Source organism: Photorhabdus asymbiotica (genome assembly GCF_003634575.1).
Taxonomy (GTDB): Bacteria; Pseudomonadota; Gammaproteobacteria; order Enterobacterales; family Enterobacteriaceae; genus Photorhabdus; species Photorhabdus asymbiotica.
In genome coordinates, this window is sequence record NZ_RBLJ01000003.1 from 552,757 (window position 1) to 569,166 (window position 16,410).

At 41.5% G+C, this 16,410-nt stretch carries 14 protein-coding genes and 1 pseudogene; 2 read left to right on the plus strand and 13 right to left on the minus strand.

The window, feature by feature from the left end; all coding sequences use genetic code 11:
• Window positions 1-108: 108 nt before the first annotated feature.
• The 5 genes from phoA to BDD30_RS14760 all read right to left on the minus strand — a co-directional run bounded on the left by phoA (window position 109) and on the right by BDD30_RS14760 (window position 7,598).
• Window positions 109-1,551: an alkaline phosphatase gene (phoA, locus tag BDD30_RS14740; RefSeq protein ID WP_012776671.1), complete on the minus strand. Its 1,443-nt coding sequence runs from the start codon at window positions 1,549-1,551 to the stop codon at window positions 109-111.
• A 105-nt stretch (window positions 1,552-1,656) separates the two neighbouring features.
• Window positions 1,657-3,222, minus strand: coding sequence for an alpha/beta hydrolase-fold protein (locus tag BDD30_RS14745; protein ID WP_012776670.1), 1,566 nt, complete (start codon window positions 3,220-3,222; stop codon window positions 1,657-1,659).
• A 279-nt stretch (window positions 3,223-3,501) separates the two neighbouring features.
• Complete coding sequence (locus BDD30_RS14750; protein ID WP_012776669.1) at window positions 3,502-4,947, minus strand: 4-hydroxyphenylacetate 3-hydroxylase family protein; 1,446 nt, start codon at window positions 4,945-4,947, stop codon at window positions 3,502-3,504.
• A gap of 562 nt (window positions 4,948-5,509) precedes the next feature.
• Window positions 5,510-6,130 carry a DUF3156 family protein gene (locus BDD30_RS14755; RefSeq protein WP_041381508.1) on the minus strand — a complete coding sequence of 207 codons (621 nt, stop codon included), beginning with the start codon at window positions 6,128-6,130 and terminating at the stop codon, window positions 5,510-5,512.
• Window positions 6,105-7,598, minus strand: a complete 1,494-nt coding sequence (locus tag BDD30_RS14760; RefSeq protein WP_041381507.1) for an APC family permease — start codon at window positions 7,596-7,598, stop codon at window positions 6,105-6,107. Before BDD30_RS14760 ends, BDD30_RS14755 begins: the two co-directional genes overlap by 26 nt.
• Window positions 7,599-8,043: 445 nt before the next feature.
• Between BDD30_RS14760 and BDD30_RS14765 the strand changes: the two genes are divergently transcribed.
• On the plus strand, window positions 8,044-8,703 hold the full coding sequence (locus BDD30_RS14765) for a response regulator transcription factor (RefSeq protein WP_012776666.1): 660 nt from the start codon (window positions 8,044-8,046) through the stop codon (window positions 8,701-8,703).
• A 435-nt stretch (window positions 8,704-9,138) separates the two neighbouring features.
• On the opposite strand, the gene BDD30_RS14770 is transcribed toward BDD30_RS14765, so the two are convergent.
• The 8 genes and pseudogenes from BDD30_RS14770 to BDD30_RS14810 all read right to left on the minus strand — a co-directional run bounded on the left by BDD30_RS14770 (window position 9,139) and on the right by BDD30_RS14810 (window position 15,188).
• A complete protein-coding gene (locus BDD30_RS14770; protein ID WP_012776665.1) occupies window positions 9,139-9,471 on the minus strand; it encodes a hypothetical protein in 333 nt (110 codons plus the stop codon).
• A 1-nt stretch (window position 9,472) separates the two neighbouring features.
• Window positions 9,473-9,763 (minus strand): hypothetical protein, encoded by a 291-nt coding sequence (locus BDD30_RS25080; RefSeq protein WP_012776664.1) that lies wholly within the window; start codon window positions 9,761-9,763, stop codon window positions 9,473-9,475.
• Window positions 9,764-9,813: 50 nt separating this feature from the next.
• A pseudogene (locus BDD30_RS14780) lies at window positions 9,814-9,999 on the minus strand (hypothetical protein); the annotation flags it as partial.
• A gap of 92 nt (window positions 10,000-10,091) precedes the next feature.
• Window positions 10,092-10,433 carry a DcrB-related protein gene (locus tag BDD30_RS14785; RefSeq protein WP_012776662.1) on the minus strand — a complete coding sequence of 114 codons (342 nt, stop codon included), beginning with the start codon at window positions 10,431-10,433 and terminating at the stop codon, window positions 10,092-10,094.
• Between the two features lie 506 nt (window positions 10,434-10,939).
• Entirely contained in the window at window positions 10,940-12,433 is a 1,494-nt protein-coding gene (locus BDD30_RS14790) for an aldehyde dehydrogenase family protein (RefSeq protein WP_012776661.1), read from the minus strand.
• 28 nt (window positions 12,434-12,461) lie between these two features.
• A complete protein-coding gene (locus BDD30_RS14795) occupies window positions 12,462-12,830 on the minus strand; it encodes a cupin domain-containing protein (protein ID WP_012776660.1) in 369 nt (122 codons plus the stop codon).
• A gap of 189 nt (window positions 12,831-13,019) precedes the next feature.
• Entirely contained in the window at window positions 13,020-14,324 is a 1,305-nt protein-coding gene (locus BDD30_RS14805) for an NAD(P)/FAD-dependent oxidoreductase (protein WP_041381505.1), read from the minus strand.
• 108 nt (window positions 14,325-14,432) lie between these two features.
• Complete coding sequence (locus BDD30_RS14810; RefSeq protein ID WP_012776658.1) at window positions 14,433-15,188, minus strand: response regulator transcription factor; 756 nt, start codon at window positions 15,186-15,188, stop codon at window positions 14,433-14,435.
• Between the two features lie 263 nt (window positions 15,189-15,451).
• Here BDD30_RS14810 and uriH point away from each other — a divergent pair, with 263 nt between their 5' ends.
• A complete protein-coding gene (gene uriH / locus BDD30_RS14815; RefSeq protein WP_012776657.1) occupies window positions 15,452-16,402 on the plus strand; it encodes a uridine-preferring nucleoside hydrolase UriH in 951 nt (316 codons plus the stop codon).
• The last annotated feature ends 8 nt before the right edge of the window (window positions 16,403-16,410 follow it).

Below are 16,410 nucleotides of genomic sequence, written 5' to 3' on the forward strand. Positions count from 1 at the left end.
AAGGCTTGTAAACAAGTCTGCCCGCTAATCAAAAAATCTGACTAACGGGCAGGATATAAAAAAATCTTACTCCCAATCTTCACCACTCAAAACATGATCTGGCAAAAATCATTTTAATTCCATCGCACTACGTATAGTGAAAAAGAGATCTGTCTGGTCAGTCAAACCAACAACATTCGCTGCCTGAGGGCCATAAGCAGCAACGCGGAGCTGAGCCCCTGTATGTTCTTGCTCTTCCCCCTCAGAATCACTGTAACTCACTGCCATCACTGAACCATCTTTGGTAACCAATGCTTGAGCCAGTCCTGGAGACTTCACACCCGCTTCAATAATCTGGCTAGAGTGAGCATGATCAGCCGTGACAATCACTAATGTATCACCGTGCTCACGCGCATACTTCAAGCCAACTTGAACCGCTTCATCCAATACAACGGTTTCACCAATCTGCCCACAAGGGTTAGCTTTGTGATCCTGCTTATCAATAGAGCCACTTTCTACTTGCAGGAAGAAACCATTCTTATTTTCTTTCAACAGATCGATAGCTTTCTCTGTCATCTGTGCCAAAGTTGGCGCATTAGGATTCCGTTTAGAGTTCACTTTACAACTCACTGGAGGGTTATCAATATTACCGTGATAAACCGCTTTAGGTCCTTCCCAGGCAATATCCATATTGCCTTCATGGAACAGACCCAATAGCGGTTTTTTCTGATTTGCTTCGTTAATTGATGCCAGTGATTTAGCATCTCTTACCAGCTGATAGCCCTGTTCTAGGGCCTGTTCTTCCAGCGTTTTACCTTTTCTATCTCCAGCAACAGATTTCTGGGTGAAAATCTTGGCACCACCACCTAATGTCACATCAGCACGAGCCACTAACAGCTGTTCTGTGATAGAACCTCGCCCGCCATTTTCCAACGCATTCGTCGGGCATTCTTTTGTCGTCTCTTTCGGACCATAACAATCACGGCCGGTCACATGTGCATACAGTGCAGCCGGTGTAGCATCCTGCACCCTAGCCGTTGTGACATTGCCTGTCCCTTTGCCATTCGCTTTTGCCAGCTCAAGTAAAGTTTGGTGATCTTTACCAAATACATCAACAGCCAATGCACCATTATAGGTTTTTATGCCAGTAGCCCAAGCGGTAGCAGAAGCCGCAGAATCAGTCACATAGTTAGGTTTATGGGTCCCTTTATTGAGAGAATAGTGTGTGTATTGTCCAGTAAATGGTAAAGCATCAATGCCTTTGAAAAATCCACCGGCACCCTCTGCATAGTTACGGGCGATAGTAATTTCAGAATCGCCCATCCCATCACCAATAAACAAAATAACATTTTTAGCTTTATTATTATTAATTGCAGCCTTCAATGCCTCAGTCTGATTGTGAGTCATACGGCGAGCACCACCAAATTCAGTAATATTGCCTTTTACCGCACGCTCTTCCATCATAATTTGGTTAGCCCCCTGATCACCAACCGCCAGTACCGGTAGGCTGCCCCCTGAAATTAAGGCTGAGATCATGACTGCCATCAAATTTTTTGTATATTTTTGCGACATGTATATTTCCTTGTTAAAAAGCAATCGGAGTAAAAACTAGCGTTATCGACTAAAAGGGATACTAAACAAACTATGTGACAATTATGTGAAAAAAATACGTCCAATTTACCATCTTGCGACTAATGACTTTGTTCCGTAATACAACGTCTCACACCATGCAATATAATTGTGGCCACTGGAAATTTCGCTGGATTCAACCGGATAACCTTTTTGCAATAAGGTTTCTTTCAGATGACGGTTGTTATGCAGAATGCTCTTTAATCCATCCCGAGCCTCAAGCAACCCTGCTTGTAAATAGAAACGAAGCGGTTTTTTCTCCGCTTTGGCAAACTCACGAATTAACCATTCGGGTGCTTCTCCCTTAGGTGCCCACCAATATGAACCAGACATACTCAGGACATTACCGAACAATTCAGGATGATTAAATGCAACCCATGAAGATGCCAGCCCACCATAACTGGAACCTGAGATGATAGTATGTCTTGCTGGCGCTTCAATACCCTGTGTAGCCAGCCACGGCATCAACTCATTAGCCATAAATGCAGCAAAATCAGGATTGGGTGGTAGCTCTTGCCCCCTGCGTACATTATCCAGGCTATCAACAAACACCACATACATTGGTGGGATTTTGCCCGCTTCAATCAAGGAATCAAAAAATCTATCGATATAATACTGTTTACGGTAAATCACCCCATCAAACAGCACCAACATAGCAGGCTGTTTCATTGGGATAACTGGTTGATAAATAGAAATTTCCCGACAATTTCCCAGAATCTTACTCTCAAACTGATGAACCTTAGTATTACCTTGAAAAGGTAATTGTTTTAATTGTGCGACGTCACACAAAACCGGCCTTAACGCCAGCAATGAATCGTGGTTAAACACATCTTCCGACACCTCTGGTACCACATTTTTATTCAATGGATCAGCCTGAGCTGTAATCAGAATCGACCTGCGTTGCTCATCAACAGCGCCTTCAACTAGCGGTAGATCTGGAGCTAATTTATATTGCATCAAAGTATCTGACGGAATGATATAACTGCGAAACCAGACATCAGTGCCTGCCAAACGTGACATAGGATCATGCTCATGACTCGGTGCACCAAAAATAAAAACATTGGCTTTTGCTCCACGCCACAGGAAAGTCACTCGTTTATTTTTACTATCATAATCTTCGAACAATGGCGCTCCATTACAGGTAATTTCCTGCCAGAAAGCCTCAGTTCCTTTTCCTGCCGCCACTTCAATTTGTAACTGTTTTAAGCGCGGACTTTCTGGCTGCTGTCCGTAATCATTATCTCTGGGAATATAAACTGGAAATGATAGTGTAAACTGCCATAGTTCTCCTGCCTTACCCTTAGCCACTAGCCGGTATTTTCCAGCTTGAGGAACGGTAAATGCAATTGATTGATGAGCATCTATCGGGCTATTAGTAAAAAGTGTACGTATATGTTGCTGCCCATCTTTCTGAACCACTAATTTTTGCATGCCAAATACAGTCCCACGCACATAATGTTCAGCCGAAATATCAAATTCAATACAAACCATTCCCTGTGAATTAAAATTCCCTGTTACTACTTGCGAATTTTCTGTGGATTTTATTTGATAACTCTCAGAAACAAATACATTTACAGAATCCATAAGAGTACATATCTCTATATTCTTTTTCATTTTCTTCTCTTTATATATTTTTAACTACGGATCTTCAACCATTTCCCGTGCAAAATCATGCAACAAATCCGTACTTAATAATAAGAACAAATATTATTACCAATATACCCTTCATCCTTCAAGTTGCTGCTTTCACTCACCCCAGTCACATAGTTATCTATGCTCCTGGGGATTCATTCACTTGCCGCCGCACTGAAAATTGAAATCTATTGGGTATATATTCTATCCCGCTTCTTCAAAGTATAGATCGTTAACTACATGCGAAATTAAATACAGAATTTAATTCATGTCAATAGAATCTAAAATCCCTCTACTCATACTCTTAGCAAAATCCCAATCATATTGTTCATAAACACGAGACAAAGCCATAAAATGCGCTCCTGAATAGAACATTTCATATTGAGTATGACGCGATGCGAACTCAGAACCAATGGCATCCCATACTAATTTCAGCAGCTTCACGCGTTCAATAGGTTCCAATAAGGTTGAATATTGCGTTTTTTCTATTAAGCCTCTGATTTCTGGGTTTGCAAAGTCAACATAGTTTGACGGTAGCATAATTACACCACCACCTGAAAGTTTTCTAATATTCTCCATTACCTTCGGATAAATTGATTGCAGCACAACCTGACAAGCATATAGTTGTAATCGACTGGGAATATAGTATTCATTACATCGTACCGGGTTATGAAGCAAACCACGAAATAGCCCTTCCATATTAGTGGCATGACAAGCAAGCTCAGCTAATGACTGACGAACAGCAGGAAACTCATTGATGCCTATGGCTTCGGTAAGCTGATGAGCCAAACCCGATAAGAAATGCAGCTTAACTGCATATCGGGCCATGCCTTGAACATCCATTAAAACATCAGCCGCAGTTGCCTGAAATTGTCTGCGACACATACCCGTATTTTTATAAACAAAAACTCTTTCCCACGGAACAAAAACATCATCGAAATAAACGACAGCATCATTTTCGTCAAATTGATGCGATAAAGGGGAATCAAATTTATTACTTCCCATTTCATAGGACTTTCTGGAAAGAGTTTTTATTCCTTTAGTATTCAAAGGCAACGCAAAAGATAAAGCATATTGATCATCCACAAATTCCTTAAGCGGATTGAACACACCAACAAAAACTTCTTCTGCAAGGACTGCGGCTGTCCCTAACATCTTTGCCCCGCGAACAATGATTCCTTGCGGTTTTTCCTCCAGTACCCGAAGGGTATGAAATACATTTTTTACATGCTCACTGGGCGTTTTAGATCGATCACCTTGTGGATTAACTAATGTGAAAGTCAAATAAATATCTTTATCACGGGCATATAAATAGTAGTTTTTTAACGCCTCGGCCCTGTCCTTAGAGTATTCCTCAAATACTTCCAAATGAGTGATCATTCCAGCAAGAGCAGAAGCAACATGATCTGGACTTCTGCCTAACCAACCACAACTCTGCATTGCCCAAGCATACGCAGCCTCCCCTCTGGCAATCAATTTTTCTTGAGTATCAGGAAGCTCCCAACTTAAACCAACATGCTTACCGCCAGGGATTTGAAACGTCATCCGATCGGCATGTTCTGCCTGATAATCATAAAGTGATGCTACAGTCCTGATTGCATTTCGAAAAGCAGGGTGATCCACGTGATTAGTGATCTTTTCTCCATTCAGAAAAATAGTTCTTCCATCACGTAGGCTTTCAATATATTCCTCACCTGTTCTAGACATTAATGACTTCCTCCGAAACGGGATTGACTTTAGGTAATCGATCTTCAAAGGTCTAAAAAATAGGAGTACTTAACTCCATACAACCAATATACAACGAAAATGACTCTCACTGAAAATAATATATTTTCGATACATCTGTGCATTACTAAAATATTACAACAGCTTTTTAACAATATAACTTCGTAGTCATTCCGATAAATAAATGACTTTTATATGGTAAGGTCATGATACTATAATTAATATTTAAACTTTCTTGCCGATATTATTTTACATATATTAAGCAACAATGACTTGATAAAAATTTCAATAAATCTTCTTAAATACCTGTAATACCTACCGTAATCTTACAAACAATCATATGATTCATCACAGACATAATGATTTCACCACATTTACTACGAAAAGATATTCTCACCTACGATTGGAAAACATCGATCAGCTTGTAACTACTTTATTTCAAATACAGCAAGAAATTCTGTCGCAATCTGAATACCTATTTCACTCACATAGCCCCCGATTCCTAAATAAATATCGATGGTTTTTATTTAAAAATAAACAAGAATTATGCGTATTTTACGTTTTTTTCATCCAACTTTCCTATTAACTGACTAAACATCAGCAAGGTACTGAGCAACAAATGACGCTGCTCAGGACTCAGACGTAAATAACGACGACTGGCCGGTAATCGACTGACGACCTCAGAAGCCGCAAAATGCTCCACCTCAAGCTGCCATTGTCCCTGATAAATACTCAATGTGAGATACCGAAAATCCAGCTCTACTAACGTCTCACCAATCAATGGATACTGATTGAGTAAATCAATAATCGGTTGTCCAAACTCTGCACCATGACAACAGTAATAAATCACTGCCTTTCGCCGAAATATTCCTTTCACTTTAGCTTTAATGACTATTTTTTCCTTTAATGAAGTGATTCCCTGCAAACGAAAACAACAACTGACAATATAAGCCAGAAACAGAGCCTTCGGCTTTTCATAAACTTCAATCTGCAACCCATCAGGTAACATAATTTGCAAACTTTCTGCTGATAAACGCTCACAACAGTAAGGTGACAAATTCTGTTGCAACCAGTTTAGAGTCATACCAGCCTGATAGCCCGAAGGATGACGGGGTTTATTCAACCGCCGCCAAATACCATTAATTAAGGGAACGAAGTGGCTCAAGTTGCGCCTCCGACAATTCACCCTTAGTAAAAGTATGCGAAAGCACCTGCTCAACGGGTACTGGTTTAAACGGATTCACACGTTGTACACATAGCGTCCAAAACAGGGCATAACTGGCTGTCAGACCCAACATAATGGCGAATGGGATATACACATCACCGGGATTCATTCCCGGAGGTGTGATGTGAATAATCGCCAAAATAATACCCACACTGGAGATAATCTGAGGCAATGGGAAAAACGGTGATTTATAGGCACGATGCAAATCAGGTCTGCGGATACGCAGCAATATCACGGAACACGTCACCAATAAATAAGCCACACACCAGGCACATACGGCGGCCAGTACTAAAGGCATAATCCGATTCAAATCACCTTGAATAATGAAAGCATGTAAACAGGGGATCATTACCGCAACCAAAATCCCAAATATTGGTGTTTTAAAACGTGGATGCAAATAAGCAAAAATACGCGGCAATGCGCCATCCAATGCCATACCGTAAAGAATACGAGGTACCGCAGCCATCAGGGTATTAATCGTTGCAGCCCCAGCCAGCAATAACCCGATACCAATCCAATACTTACCAAAATCTCCCATCACCTGACCAGCAAACGCAGGGATTGCCATTGGTGTTTCCAACAAACGAACATTATTTTCCACATCAACCAGCACATTTTCTACCTGATGACTGATTGATGCCCCGTATAATCCCATACAGAAAGCCACACCACACAACCCCGTCATCATTGCCCGCGGAATCACTTTGGCAGAATTTTTAATTTCAGGTGCCATTGGTGTAACCAGCTCACAGCCAACAAACATAAACATCGCCATACCCACCAGACTCAATACCCCTAGCGGATCGCTCAGATTAAGCCCCTCACCAAACCAACTTTCCAGCGGCACAGAAAACGGCATCAATAACCCACAAATACTGAAAATAACCAAAGTACTCCACATACAGAACGTCAGTACAATTTCAACTTTACTAAACGCTTCAATACCCAACGCATTCAGTAATCCGAAAGTAATAACCAGTCCAACGCCAACCATCCATGAAGTATTATTACTTTCCATCACCGTATTAAGGCTGTCAAAATTAACTAATGCCATAATGCCAGACAGGATCGTTTCTGCTGTACCAGCAAAAATATGGACAATTAAATAAGCCGAAAGCGCGCCGGTAATCGCCCAAAACCGCCCCATTCCACAAGAAATATAATCATAGACAGAACCAGATGTCGGCAAAATAGCTGCCGCTTCAGAAAAAGTTGTCACTTGAGCCTGCATCATGATAAAGCTAATCAGCATTGCCAGTACGAAAGTATCACCACCAATACCAAAACCACTTGTTACAGTCAGAATAACTGGGCTTGCCATAATTACCCCGACGGAACTTGCAAGCGTGGTAGGAAATCCCACCACGCCCTTTTCAATATGCGAAGTCAGTCGCGTTGACATATTCATCATTTTCCCTCTTATTCTGGCCATAAAAATAACGTTAACAACTATTCATTTGTGAATTTTTTGTAAATTTCATTAGTGATAAATACACTATAGAAAGTGAAGCGGAATACCGGCCATCGTCCTAAAGGACGATATCTAAGGGGAGACTAATGGCGAAAAAAATATCGCAAAAAATACCAGAAAATAGAGAATGAAAAACATAACCACTTAAATATCAAACAATAAAAAAACATAACAACTCATTAACACACTAAAAAATCACTTCAGAAATGTACCAAAATAGAGTTGTTAATCAGTAACTATCACCTTATAAAATTTTATTTATTGTAATCTATGTCACGTTATTAATATGTTTATTTTGTGTTAATTCCGCACTTTAATTACCCTTTTATTAATCATCACTATTAACTTACCCAATTAGAGACTATTCTAAGGGAGAACGTTCTTGTCTACCTTACCCTCAACCAGTCGTGAAAATACGTTAATCTACAGTTGCCTGAACACTATTGCTCATTTAGTTCCTATCTCAGCCGCAGCATTCTATCTAGTGAACGATAAATTACGCCCTGAGAATTACATTCTGTATGGTATTTCAGACGAAACACACAAGAATTATCTGACACATTTTCAACATTTAGATCCACTCAAACCGGTCAATTTTCAACAAAATGATATTAATATGGTTGGCATGGATCAAAGTACACTGACTAAACATAATAAATACTACTATGAATTTATGCTGCCAAATAACATACAAGATATTGCAGAAATATTTATCCGCCAGCACAGCCGCATTATTGCTGGCGTTTCTTTATTAAGGAATACTCTATTTACACCGAAAGATTTTAATCGCCTCAGTACTATCCTACCATTAATTGAATTAGCCACTAGAGACTTACTTCCTGAAACACCAACTATTCTGACAGCTAAAGAGCAGGAAATTATTAATTTGGTAAGGGCTGGATCAAGTAACAAACGTATTGCTCAAGTACTCAATATTTCCCTGTCTACCGTCAAAACCCATTTGCGCAATATCTTTATCAAAACTAAAGTGACCAATCGTACTGAACTCGTTTCCAGTGGGTTTATTACTCGGCACCTGTAATTGGCAGATTTTATAAATTATATGTAAAAATAACATGGCTAAATAGCTTTTCAAAATGCAACGGATTGAGCTAGTTTAAATAAGAAGTCTTTCATGGATGGTTTTGCATGTACAATCAAAGTGATTATTCAAATAAAAGTCAAGTAAGGGAGCATATCAGATTAAGGATGATATTTGTAAGCACCAGCACACACTGCCCAACTGCGGGAGATTGAACATTTACAGGATATTCAGTTAACCCACATTGAAGCGCTGGCACTCGCGCAACTGGGCGGAGATACGCGCCTGTACGGTGAATGACGAGGAAGCGTATCAGATATCGACAAACTCCTGTCGGCGCTGACTTACCGTGGATATGCGCCACGGTAGATTATGAATAAGACCGGAAGATATAGCAGATCTTCCGGTTTAAAATTTTATTTATTAAGTATTAAATCAACTTCCATTTATATCAAGCAAATAATCAAGTTTTGGTTTCCATATATTTTTCCATTTACTTTCTATATCTATTGAATAATTCTTTATATGGTAATAATCATTCTCATCATGATGAGATAGAAAACATTGTTCAACGCAACCAATAACCCATTTCAATAATTTTTTAATTTCAAGATCATTATCATAACTTAAAAAAATCTCAGCAATTTCAATAAATTCCGTCATCAAGTTCGGGTAAAAAATGGATTCTTCAAATAATGAATAACAAAATGTTCCCTCAATTAAATCATCCTTATTTTCTAGAAGGCGAAGTTTAATATTCTCATTCATATCAGCAACCTGGCCCTTTTCTTTTTGCCGCCTTAATTGATTTTTTCTCATTATAGGAACCATCTAAATTGAACACTCCTTTGGACTTATCCAATGATGAAAATGTCTCGTAGTGATCTTTGTGAAGATTATCTAAATAAAAATAATCATTTTTCTTAAACGCTACACCTTCAACTTTTACTTTGCCTGTAAATTTATAAATTTCAGCCCCTTGAAATTTCTTTCCAGTTGTTTGAGCCGCATCACCGACGATTTCAAGAAAACTCCATCCCCACGGATCGATCCAGGTCACCGGATTCGGGGCATACTGATATAAGTTCAGGCCCCCTGCCAGCCCTAGTGGATCGCGGCGCCAATCAACAAAACGCCCACCCCGATACAGGATGCAGCCAATCCCGCGATAAAGAGAGCGCCGGATAAAATTCCTCCGGCAGCTGAAATTAATGACCCGATGACGGTGCCGGCAATCAATCCGGCCATGGCACTGGAATGCCCGATGGTATCCCCCACGCGTGCGGCTTCTGGCATCGTGCCTCCCTAGAACTGGAAACTTTTCAGGCAGTCATCCAGCCACTGTCGCTGAACATCAGAGAACGCCTGCGGGGATGACAGCGTAAAAATCAGTGCTTTTTCTCATCCAGCAGGAAGACCGCCTGATATTGACAGACTTGCTGCCCCTTTTTAGGCCGATAACGGGAGTGGAGGATCATACCTGGCAACAGGTTATCGCCCAGCGTCGCGGGCTGTTCTGCCAATAATTGCCAGTCACGCAGGCCCTTTTTCAGCAGATCTTTCTGGCGGGTGAGATAACGGGCGAGATCTTCGCCTTCAACCAACTGGTCGCGCGAGATGTTGAGTGCCGGCGCATCAGGCGCAATGATGATGTTTACAGTCTGTTCCTGATAGCCTGCCGGCAACGTAATGCTGCCTTCAGTGAACCGACAACGGGGGCAAGTGTCCATTTTTCTTTTGTCTTATTAAATCATTAAGTGATGTTGCTGACAGAGTCAGAATGCACCGACAACTTTAATTGATAAATGCCATTAAATTGATTTAATGGCATCATCTTCAAAAATATCAATAAAGTTACACAGTCAATAATATTGTTTGATGAATATCCGGGCAAAAAGATATCCCAAAAACCCAACGGTGTCTTGATGATTAGCCAAATTAATACCGGGTAAATTTAATGAAATGCAATTATTATCACAAAATAATACTAATACTCTCGCCAGAAGCCCGTTTTAATGAGTTAAACGATTAGAGATCTATTAAATAAATTCGCCTTACCCAATGTAGAGATCTTGTATAAATAACCAAAAATGATTAATTATGTATTTTATATCATATTTATAAAACTGAACAAAATTAGGGATCTGGGACACCTCATTAACTTCTGTTCTGCTTAATTTTGACCGTGGCCCCTTTCAATCAAGAGGCCTTCCTTATTTTTGATCCGAATATCAAATCAATAACGAACCATAACGGATTTCAATTCAGTATAGTGCTCAATAAAGGCACTACCGAATTCACGGCCAATACCTGACGATTTCACGCCACCGAATGGTAATGCAGGATCGAGAAAGGTATGCATATTGACCCAAACAGTCCCTGCTTCGATACGCGGGATCATACGCATCGCTTTGCTCAGATCATTGGTCCACAAACTCGCTGCCAAACCAAATGGGGTGCTGTTCATCAACTCAATCAGCTCTTCTTCATCGTTATAGCTGAAGAAAGTTCCTACAGGGCCAAATGTCTCTTCCTTCATCAAGGAATCTTCAGCGCTGTTAGCACGAATAACCGTTGGTGCCACAAAGAAACCCGGGCCAGTCAGAGCATGCCCCCCATACACAATCTCGCTGCCTTCCTGACGAGCTTGCTCAAATAGAGACAAGATCTTGTTATAGTGCTCTTTATTGGCTAAAGGCCCCATTTCTGTTGATTCATCCAGTGGGGAACCCATTTTCATTGCGGCAAGTCTTTCAGACAACAATTTCAACACTTCATCCATATGACTTGCAGGAATGTAAAAACGCTCAGCCGCAGCACAAATCTGCCCCTGATTGAGATAACCGGCTTCCAGAACACCATCAACTATCTTTTCAACGGGCATATCCGCCAAAAATGCCGCCCCGTTTTTCCCTCCCAACTCCAGCGTGGCGCGAGTTAATCCCTGTTCCATCGCTGACTTACCAACCGTAATACCTGTTGGTACGGACCCTGTGAACGTCACTTTGGCACACAATGGATGGCCTATCAGTGCTGGGCCAAGCACCGAACCTGAACCATTAATCACATTAATCACACCATCAGGAATACCCGCTTCTTTGGCTAATTCAGCCACTCTGAGCATTGTCAGTGGGGTGTATTCGCTGGGTTTCAGCACAATGGTACAACCACAAGTCAGTGCAGCCGCCATTTTCCAGATGGCAACCATAATAGAGAAATTCCACGGAATAATACCCACCACGACACCAATTGGCTCACGCCGGGTAAACGCCGTGTATTGTTCCCCCTTAAAAGAGGGCAAAGAAACATTCAGGGTTTCACCGCTGATCTTACTTGACCATCCGGCAAAATAACGCAGGAATTGAGCAGAAGAATCAATTTCCAGCATACGGGACAACTGGATCGTTTTACCGGAGCAGAGGCTTTCCAACTGCGCCAATTCTTCCCGATGTGCTAGCAACAGATCTGCCAGACGATTCAGACAATGACCGCGCTCCATAGGGGAAGTCTGCGCCCATACACCATGAAAGGCAGTATGTGCCGCTTGCATAGCAGCATTCACTTCTGTTTCACCGCCTTGATTCACAGTTGCAATGACTTCATCAACCGCAGGGTTCACCACAGAAAACGTTTGATTCTCCTGACCATGCACTGACTGGCCATTAATATAATGACCATGATTGCGTTGCAGAAAGGCGGTAACTTGTTGTAACAGGGTGATATCACTCATCATTTACCTCTGGTCAGACAGATGCTTTTTAACTTTTAATACAAGCCAAATAATGCTTCACAAAACGGTCGGTGGTCACTTCCCACAACACTTCAGTTCCTTTCGCAGCAAACCAGGAATCCCCCGGATGATATTCAACAGTTTCACCACTCTTCACATCCGTCAGTTTCACCGAACCTTCCGAAACGGTTGCATGCTCATCAAACGGGTACACCATACTAAACTTGCCACGAGTACAGGCGAAAATACCGCAGGTCAGGTTATCCGTCGGTTCGCCAAATACCATCGCAACACTTGCCTGTGGATCACCTTCCAACACAATAGAACCCAAATTGCTTACGCTACCAATATCCAACAGCTCAGGCAGTGGTTTATTCAGTAAAAGTGATTTAATCATGATGTTCTCGTTTCAAATAAAATAATTTATATACCCTTCATCCTTCAAGTTGCTGCTTTGTTGGCTGCGTTCACTCACCCCAGTCACATAGTTATCTATGCTCCTGGGGATTCGTTCACTTGCCGCCGCGCTGCAACTCGAAATTTATTGGGTATAAATTGTTCAATGAATAATATTGATATCAATAAGTTAACGACGACCTTTCCAGTACCCTGACGTTTGATGCCAAATCTTGCCCGCAGATACCATCAAATGTCGCAACTTATCTTTGCCGAAAATATTCACATGAGGAATTGAACTCATCAGATCATAACGTTCAGATCCTTCTGACATCCCTTCCGCCAGTACCTTACAAACGATATGACTTGGTGTGACCCCAAAACCGGAATACCCCTGCACAAAAAACACATTATTGTGCTGCGGCAAAGAACCAATTTGTGGGAATAAGTTTGCGCTGCAACACAACGGCCCTCCCCATGCCAGTTCAACCTTCACATCTTTCAGATAAGGGAAAACTTTCAGCATTAAATGGCGGTTCCAGGCTTTCAAATCAGATGGGATATGTTCAATGAAAGGAGTTGCACTACCGAACAAGAGACGGTTTTCCTTCGTCACCCGGAAGTAATCAATCACCGGGCGAATATCACTGTATGCGCCACGAATCGGACTGACTTTCTCAATCAAATCATCCGACAATTTTTCCGTCATTAACTGGAAGGCATAAGTGTTAACCACCTTTTTATAAATATACGGCTCAAGGCCACTATTCAGAAAGGCGTTACAAGCCCACAGCATTTTACTAGCACGAACCGATCCCATCGCAGTACGAACCGTTACTCTGGAACCATATTCAACATTCAGCACCTGGCTGTTCTCAAAGATTTTGACGCCAAAGTCTGTCGCCGCTTTTGCCTCACCTAGCAACAGGTTCAGAGAATGAACATGTCCAGCTCCCATATGCTTCAACGCGCAAGTATAGGCATCAGAACCGATCACCTTTTTCACATCAGAGCCGGTGTAAAGCTCAATATCTTCATCAGGAGAAACCGCCTGAAAATCTTTTAGCCAGCTACGTAGCGTCTTTTCTTGCCGATTATTCATGCCAAGGTAGCTATAACCACGGCAAAGATCAGCATCAATATTATATTTAGCAATACGATCACGAATGATACCTGCACCCAGGTTGCTGATCTTAAAGATCGTTTCCAGCCCTTTATTACCAATATGGCGCTTGATTACTTCCAGATCGTGACCGATCCCCGCCATAACCTGACCACCATTACGACCGGTACTTCCATAACCAAGATAACGACCTTCTAAGATAGCAATATTAGTGATACCTTTTTCTGCCAGCTCCAGCGCAGTATTAATACCGGAAAATCCACCACCGATAATGACGACATCTACATCCAGATCTTCCCTTAATGTTGGAAAACGAAGATCATATTTTTTAGTCGCAGCGTAATAAGTTAATGAATCAACACCATTGTTCATATGATACCCCAATTAGCATCTGACATAATCACCGGATTATCTGTAGCGCACAGCCATATCACCATGTCCCTTTAGGGACATTCGCAACACAGTATTAACATTTGTGACTCAGGCAAAATAACGAGCGGTCGGTGTCATGAACAGGTTAAAAAGCTCTGCTTGTGATCTAATTTGCAGTTTTTGATAAATATTTTTCCGATGATTTTTCACAGTTCCCGTACTGATAAAAAGTTTCTCAGCAATCTGCGGAGAGCCTTTACCTTGCAATATCAACTCCACAATCTCACATTCTCTCGGCGTCAAGGCATAACGAATCTGAGTATCCAGACAAACCATTTCAGCAGCAGGAGCTTGCAGCATCATCTCATCATGTAATCGCGCCACACTGCGGATAATTTCCAGCACAGTTCGCAAGCTTTTCTTATGCTGTTTTTGTATTAAAAGCAGCCGATTTTCATTACCAAAAAATAGGCCAAGCTGTCTTTGGGGAGAGAGCTTCAACAAAACGCCAGCTTCATCCTGCCAGCCAGTCTTACTATAAAAATTAAGGTAGTAATCAGTATGATAAAACCCTACTGGCGCAAGTTCTCTCAGGGTAAACAGATCCGTTTCAGCGCCATTTGTCAGGGCTTGATAGAAAGGATCTTGCAGATAAGCTCCCTGTTGATAAAGCTGGTTCACCACATCGCTGTTTTTCTTCTCGGCTTTAGTCAAACAACGTGGAGGAACGCCTTGCCCGAAGGCATAGACAATAGCGTTATCAAAGGCAATAAACTGTTTCAGCCAGGTAAGTAAATTAGGATAAAACTCGCGGGTCGCCACTGATTCAATCACCATTGATAATCTATCCATATGAATATCCATTCCAGCCCTCGCAATTATTAAGAGATAAACAATAAATCCGAAGCAGATATTGTTCGCCTATTCCATAGCGAAACTATAAGAATCACACTCAAGTTGGATGTACAACTCAATTGTTGTTTATATGTTAATAAAATCACAATTATCAGACATTTTATTAAGCATTTATGAGAGCGCTAACCCAAATTTAAGATTTCATCACGGAATAGATGTTTTAACTGAATTATGCTGATTTTTCGTATAGTTTTCTCTGCAAGGAGTGAATAATGACCACTAAAAAGATTATTCTTGATTGCGATCCGGGACATGATGATGCGATTGCGATGTTACTGGCGCATGGCAATCCTGATATTGAGCTATTAGCCGTCACAACGGTTGTCGGTAATCAGACTCTGGATAAAGTCACTCACAATGCGCTGACGATAGCGCATATTGCCGGTATTACTGGTGTTCCCTTTGCCGCTGGCTGTCATCGTCCATTGGTACGCAATATTGAAACTGCACCGGATATCCATGGTGAATCTGGTCTGGATGGCCCGAAACTCCCGAAACACACTCGGACTCTTGATCCTCGCCACGCGACGGATTTGATCATTGATACCATTATGTCCCATCCACCAAAAACGGTGACACTGGTTCCTACCGGCGGCCTGACCAATATTGCTCTTGCTGTTCGCAAAGCACCGCAGATCGTCGATCGAGTAAAAGAAGTCGTCTTAATGGGCGGTGGATATCACACCGGTAACCGAAGTGCAGTTGCAGAATTCAATATCAAAATTGACCCAGAAGCCGCGCACATTGTTTTCAATGAAAAATGGCCTCTTACCATGGTTGGGCTGGATCTGACACATCAAGCACAGGCCACACCAGAAGTTAAAGAAACGATTTCACGTATCAATAGCAAAATCTCTCGGTTTGTCATAGAAATGCTGGATTTTTACGGCAAGAACTATCAAAAAAGGCGTGGTTTCAACTATGCACCAGTACATGACCCTTGCGCCGTCGCCTATGTGATCGATCCAACGGTGATGACAACGCAAAAAGTACCAGTCAATATTGAACTAAATGGCACCTTAACCGTCGGCATGACAGTAGCGGATTTCCGTTATCCACTACCAGAGGATTGCCACACTCAGGTTGCGGTAAAACTCGATCACCAGAAATTCTGGCAACTGATTATAGATGCGTTGAAAAACATTAGTGATACCTGCAATTAAAGGTGGAA

What these genes read in the sequence shown, in the direction of transcription:
- BDD30_RS14745 (WP_012776670.1), bottom strand. Translation starts at nt 3,222, where the DNA reads ATGAAAAAGAATATAGAGATATGTACTCTTATGGATTCTGTAAATGTA.
- BDD30_RS14785 (WP_012776662.1), bottom strand. Translation starts at nt 10,433, where the DNA reads ATGGACACTTGCCCCCGTTGTCGGTTCACTGAAGGCAGCATTACGTTG.
- BDD30_RS14810 (WP_012776658.1), bottom strand. Translation starts at nt 15,188, where the DNA reads ATGGATATTCATATGGATAGATTATCAATGGTGATTGAATCAGTGGCG.
- BDD30_RS14760 (WP_041381507.1), bottom strand. Translation starts at nt 7,598, where the DNA reads ATGAATATGTCAACGCGACTGACTTCGCATATTGAAAAGGGCGTGGTG.
- phoA (WP_012776671.1), bottom strand. Translation starts at nt 1,551, where the DNA reads ATGTCGCAAAAATATACAAAAAATTTGATGGCAGTCATGATCTCAGCC.
- BDD30_RS14790 (WP_012776661.1), bottom strand. Translation starts at nt 12,433, where the DNA reads ATGAGTGATATCACCCTGTTACAACAAGTTACCGCCTTTCTGCAACGC.
- BDD30_RS14750 (WP_012776669.1), bottom strand. Translation starts at nt 4,947, where the DNA reads ATGTCTAGAACAGGTGAGGAATATATTGAAAGCCTACGTGATGGAAGA.
- BDD30_RS14795 (WP_012776660.1), bottom strand. Translation starts at nt 12,830, where the DNA reads ATGATTAAATCACTTTTACTGAATAAACCACTGCCTGAGCTGTTGGAT.
- uriH (WP_012776657.1), top strand. Translation starts at nt 15,452, where the DNA reads ATGACCACTAAAAAGATTATTCTTGATTGCGATCCGGGACATGATGAT.
- BDD30_RS14770 (WP_012776665.1), bottom strand. Translation starts at nt 9,471, where the DNA reads ATGAATGAGAATATTAAACTTCGCCTTCTAGAAAATAAGGATGATTTA.
- BDD30_RS14805 (WP_041381505.1), bottom strand. Translation starts at nt 14,324, where the DNA reads ATGAACAATGGTGTTGATTCATTAACTTATTACGCTGCGACTAAAAAA.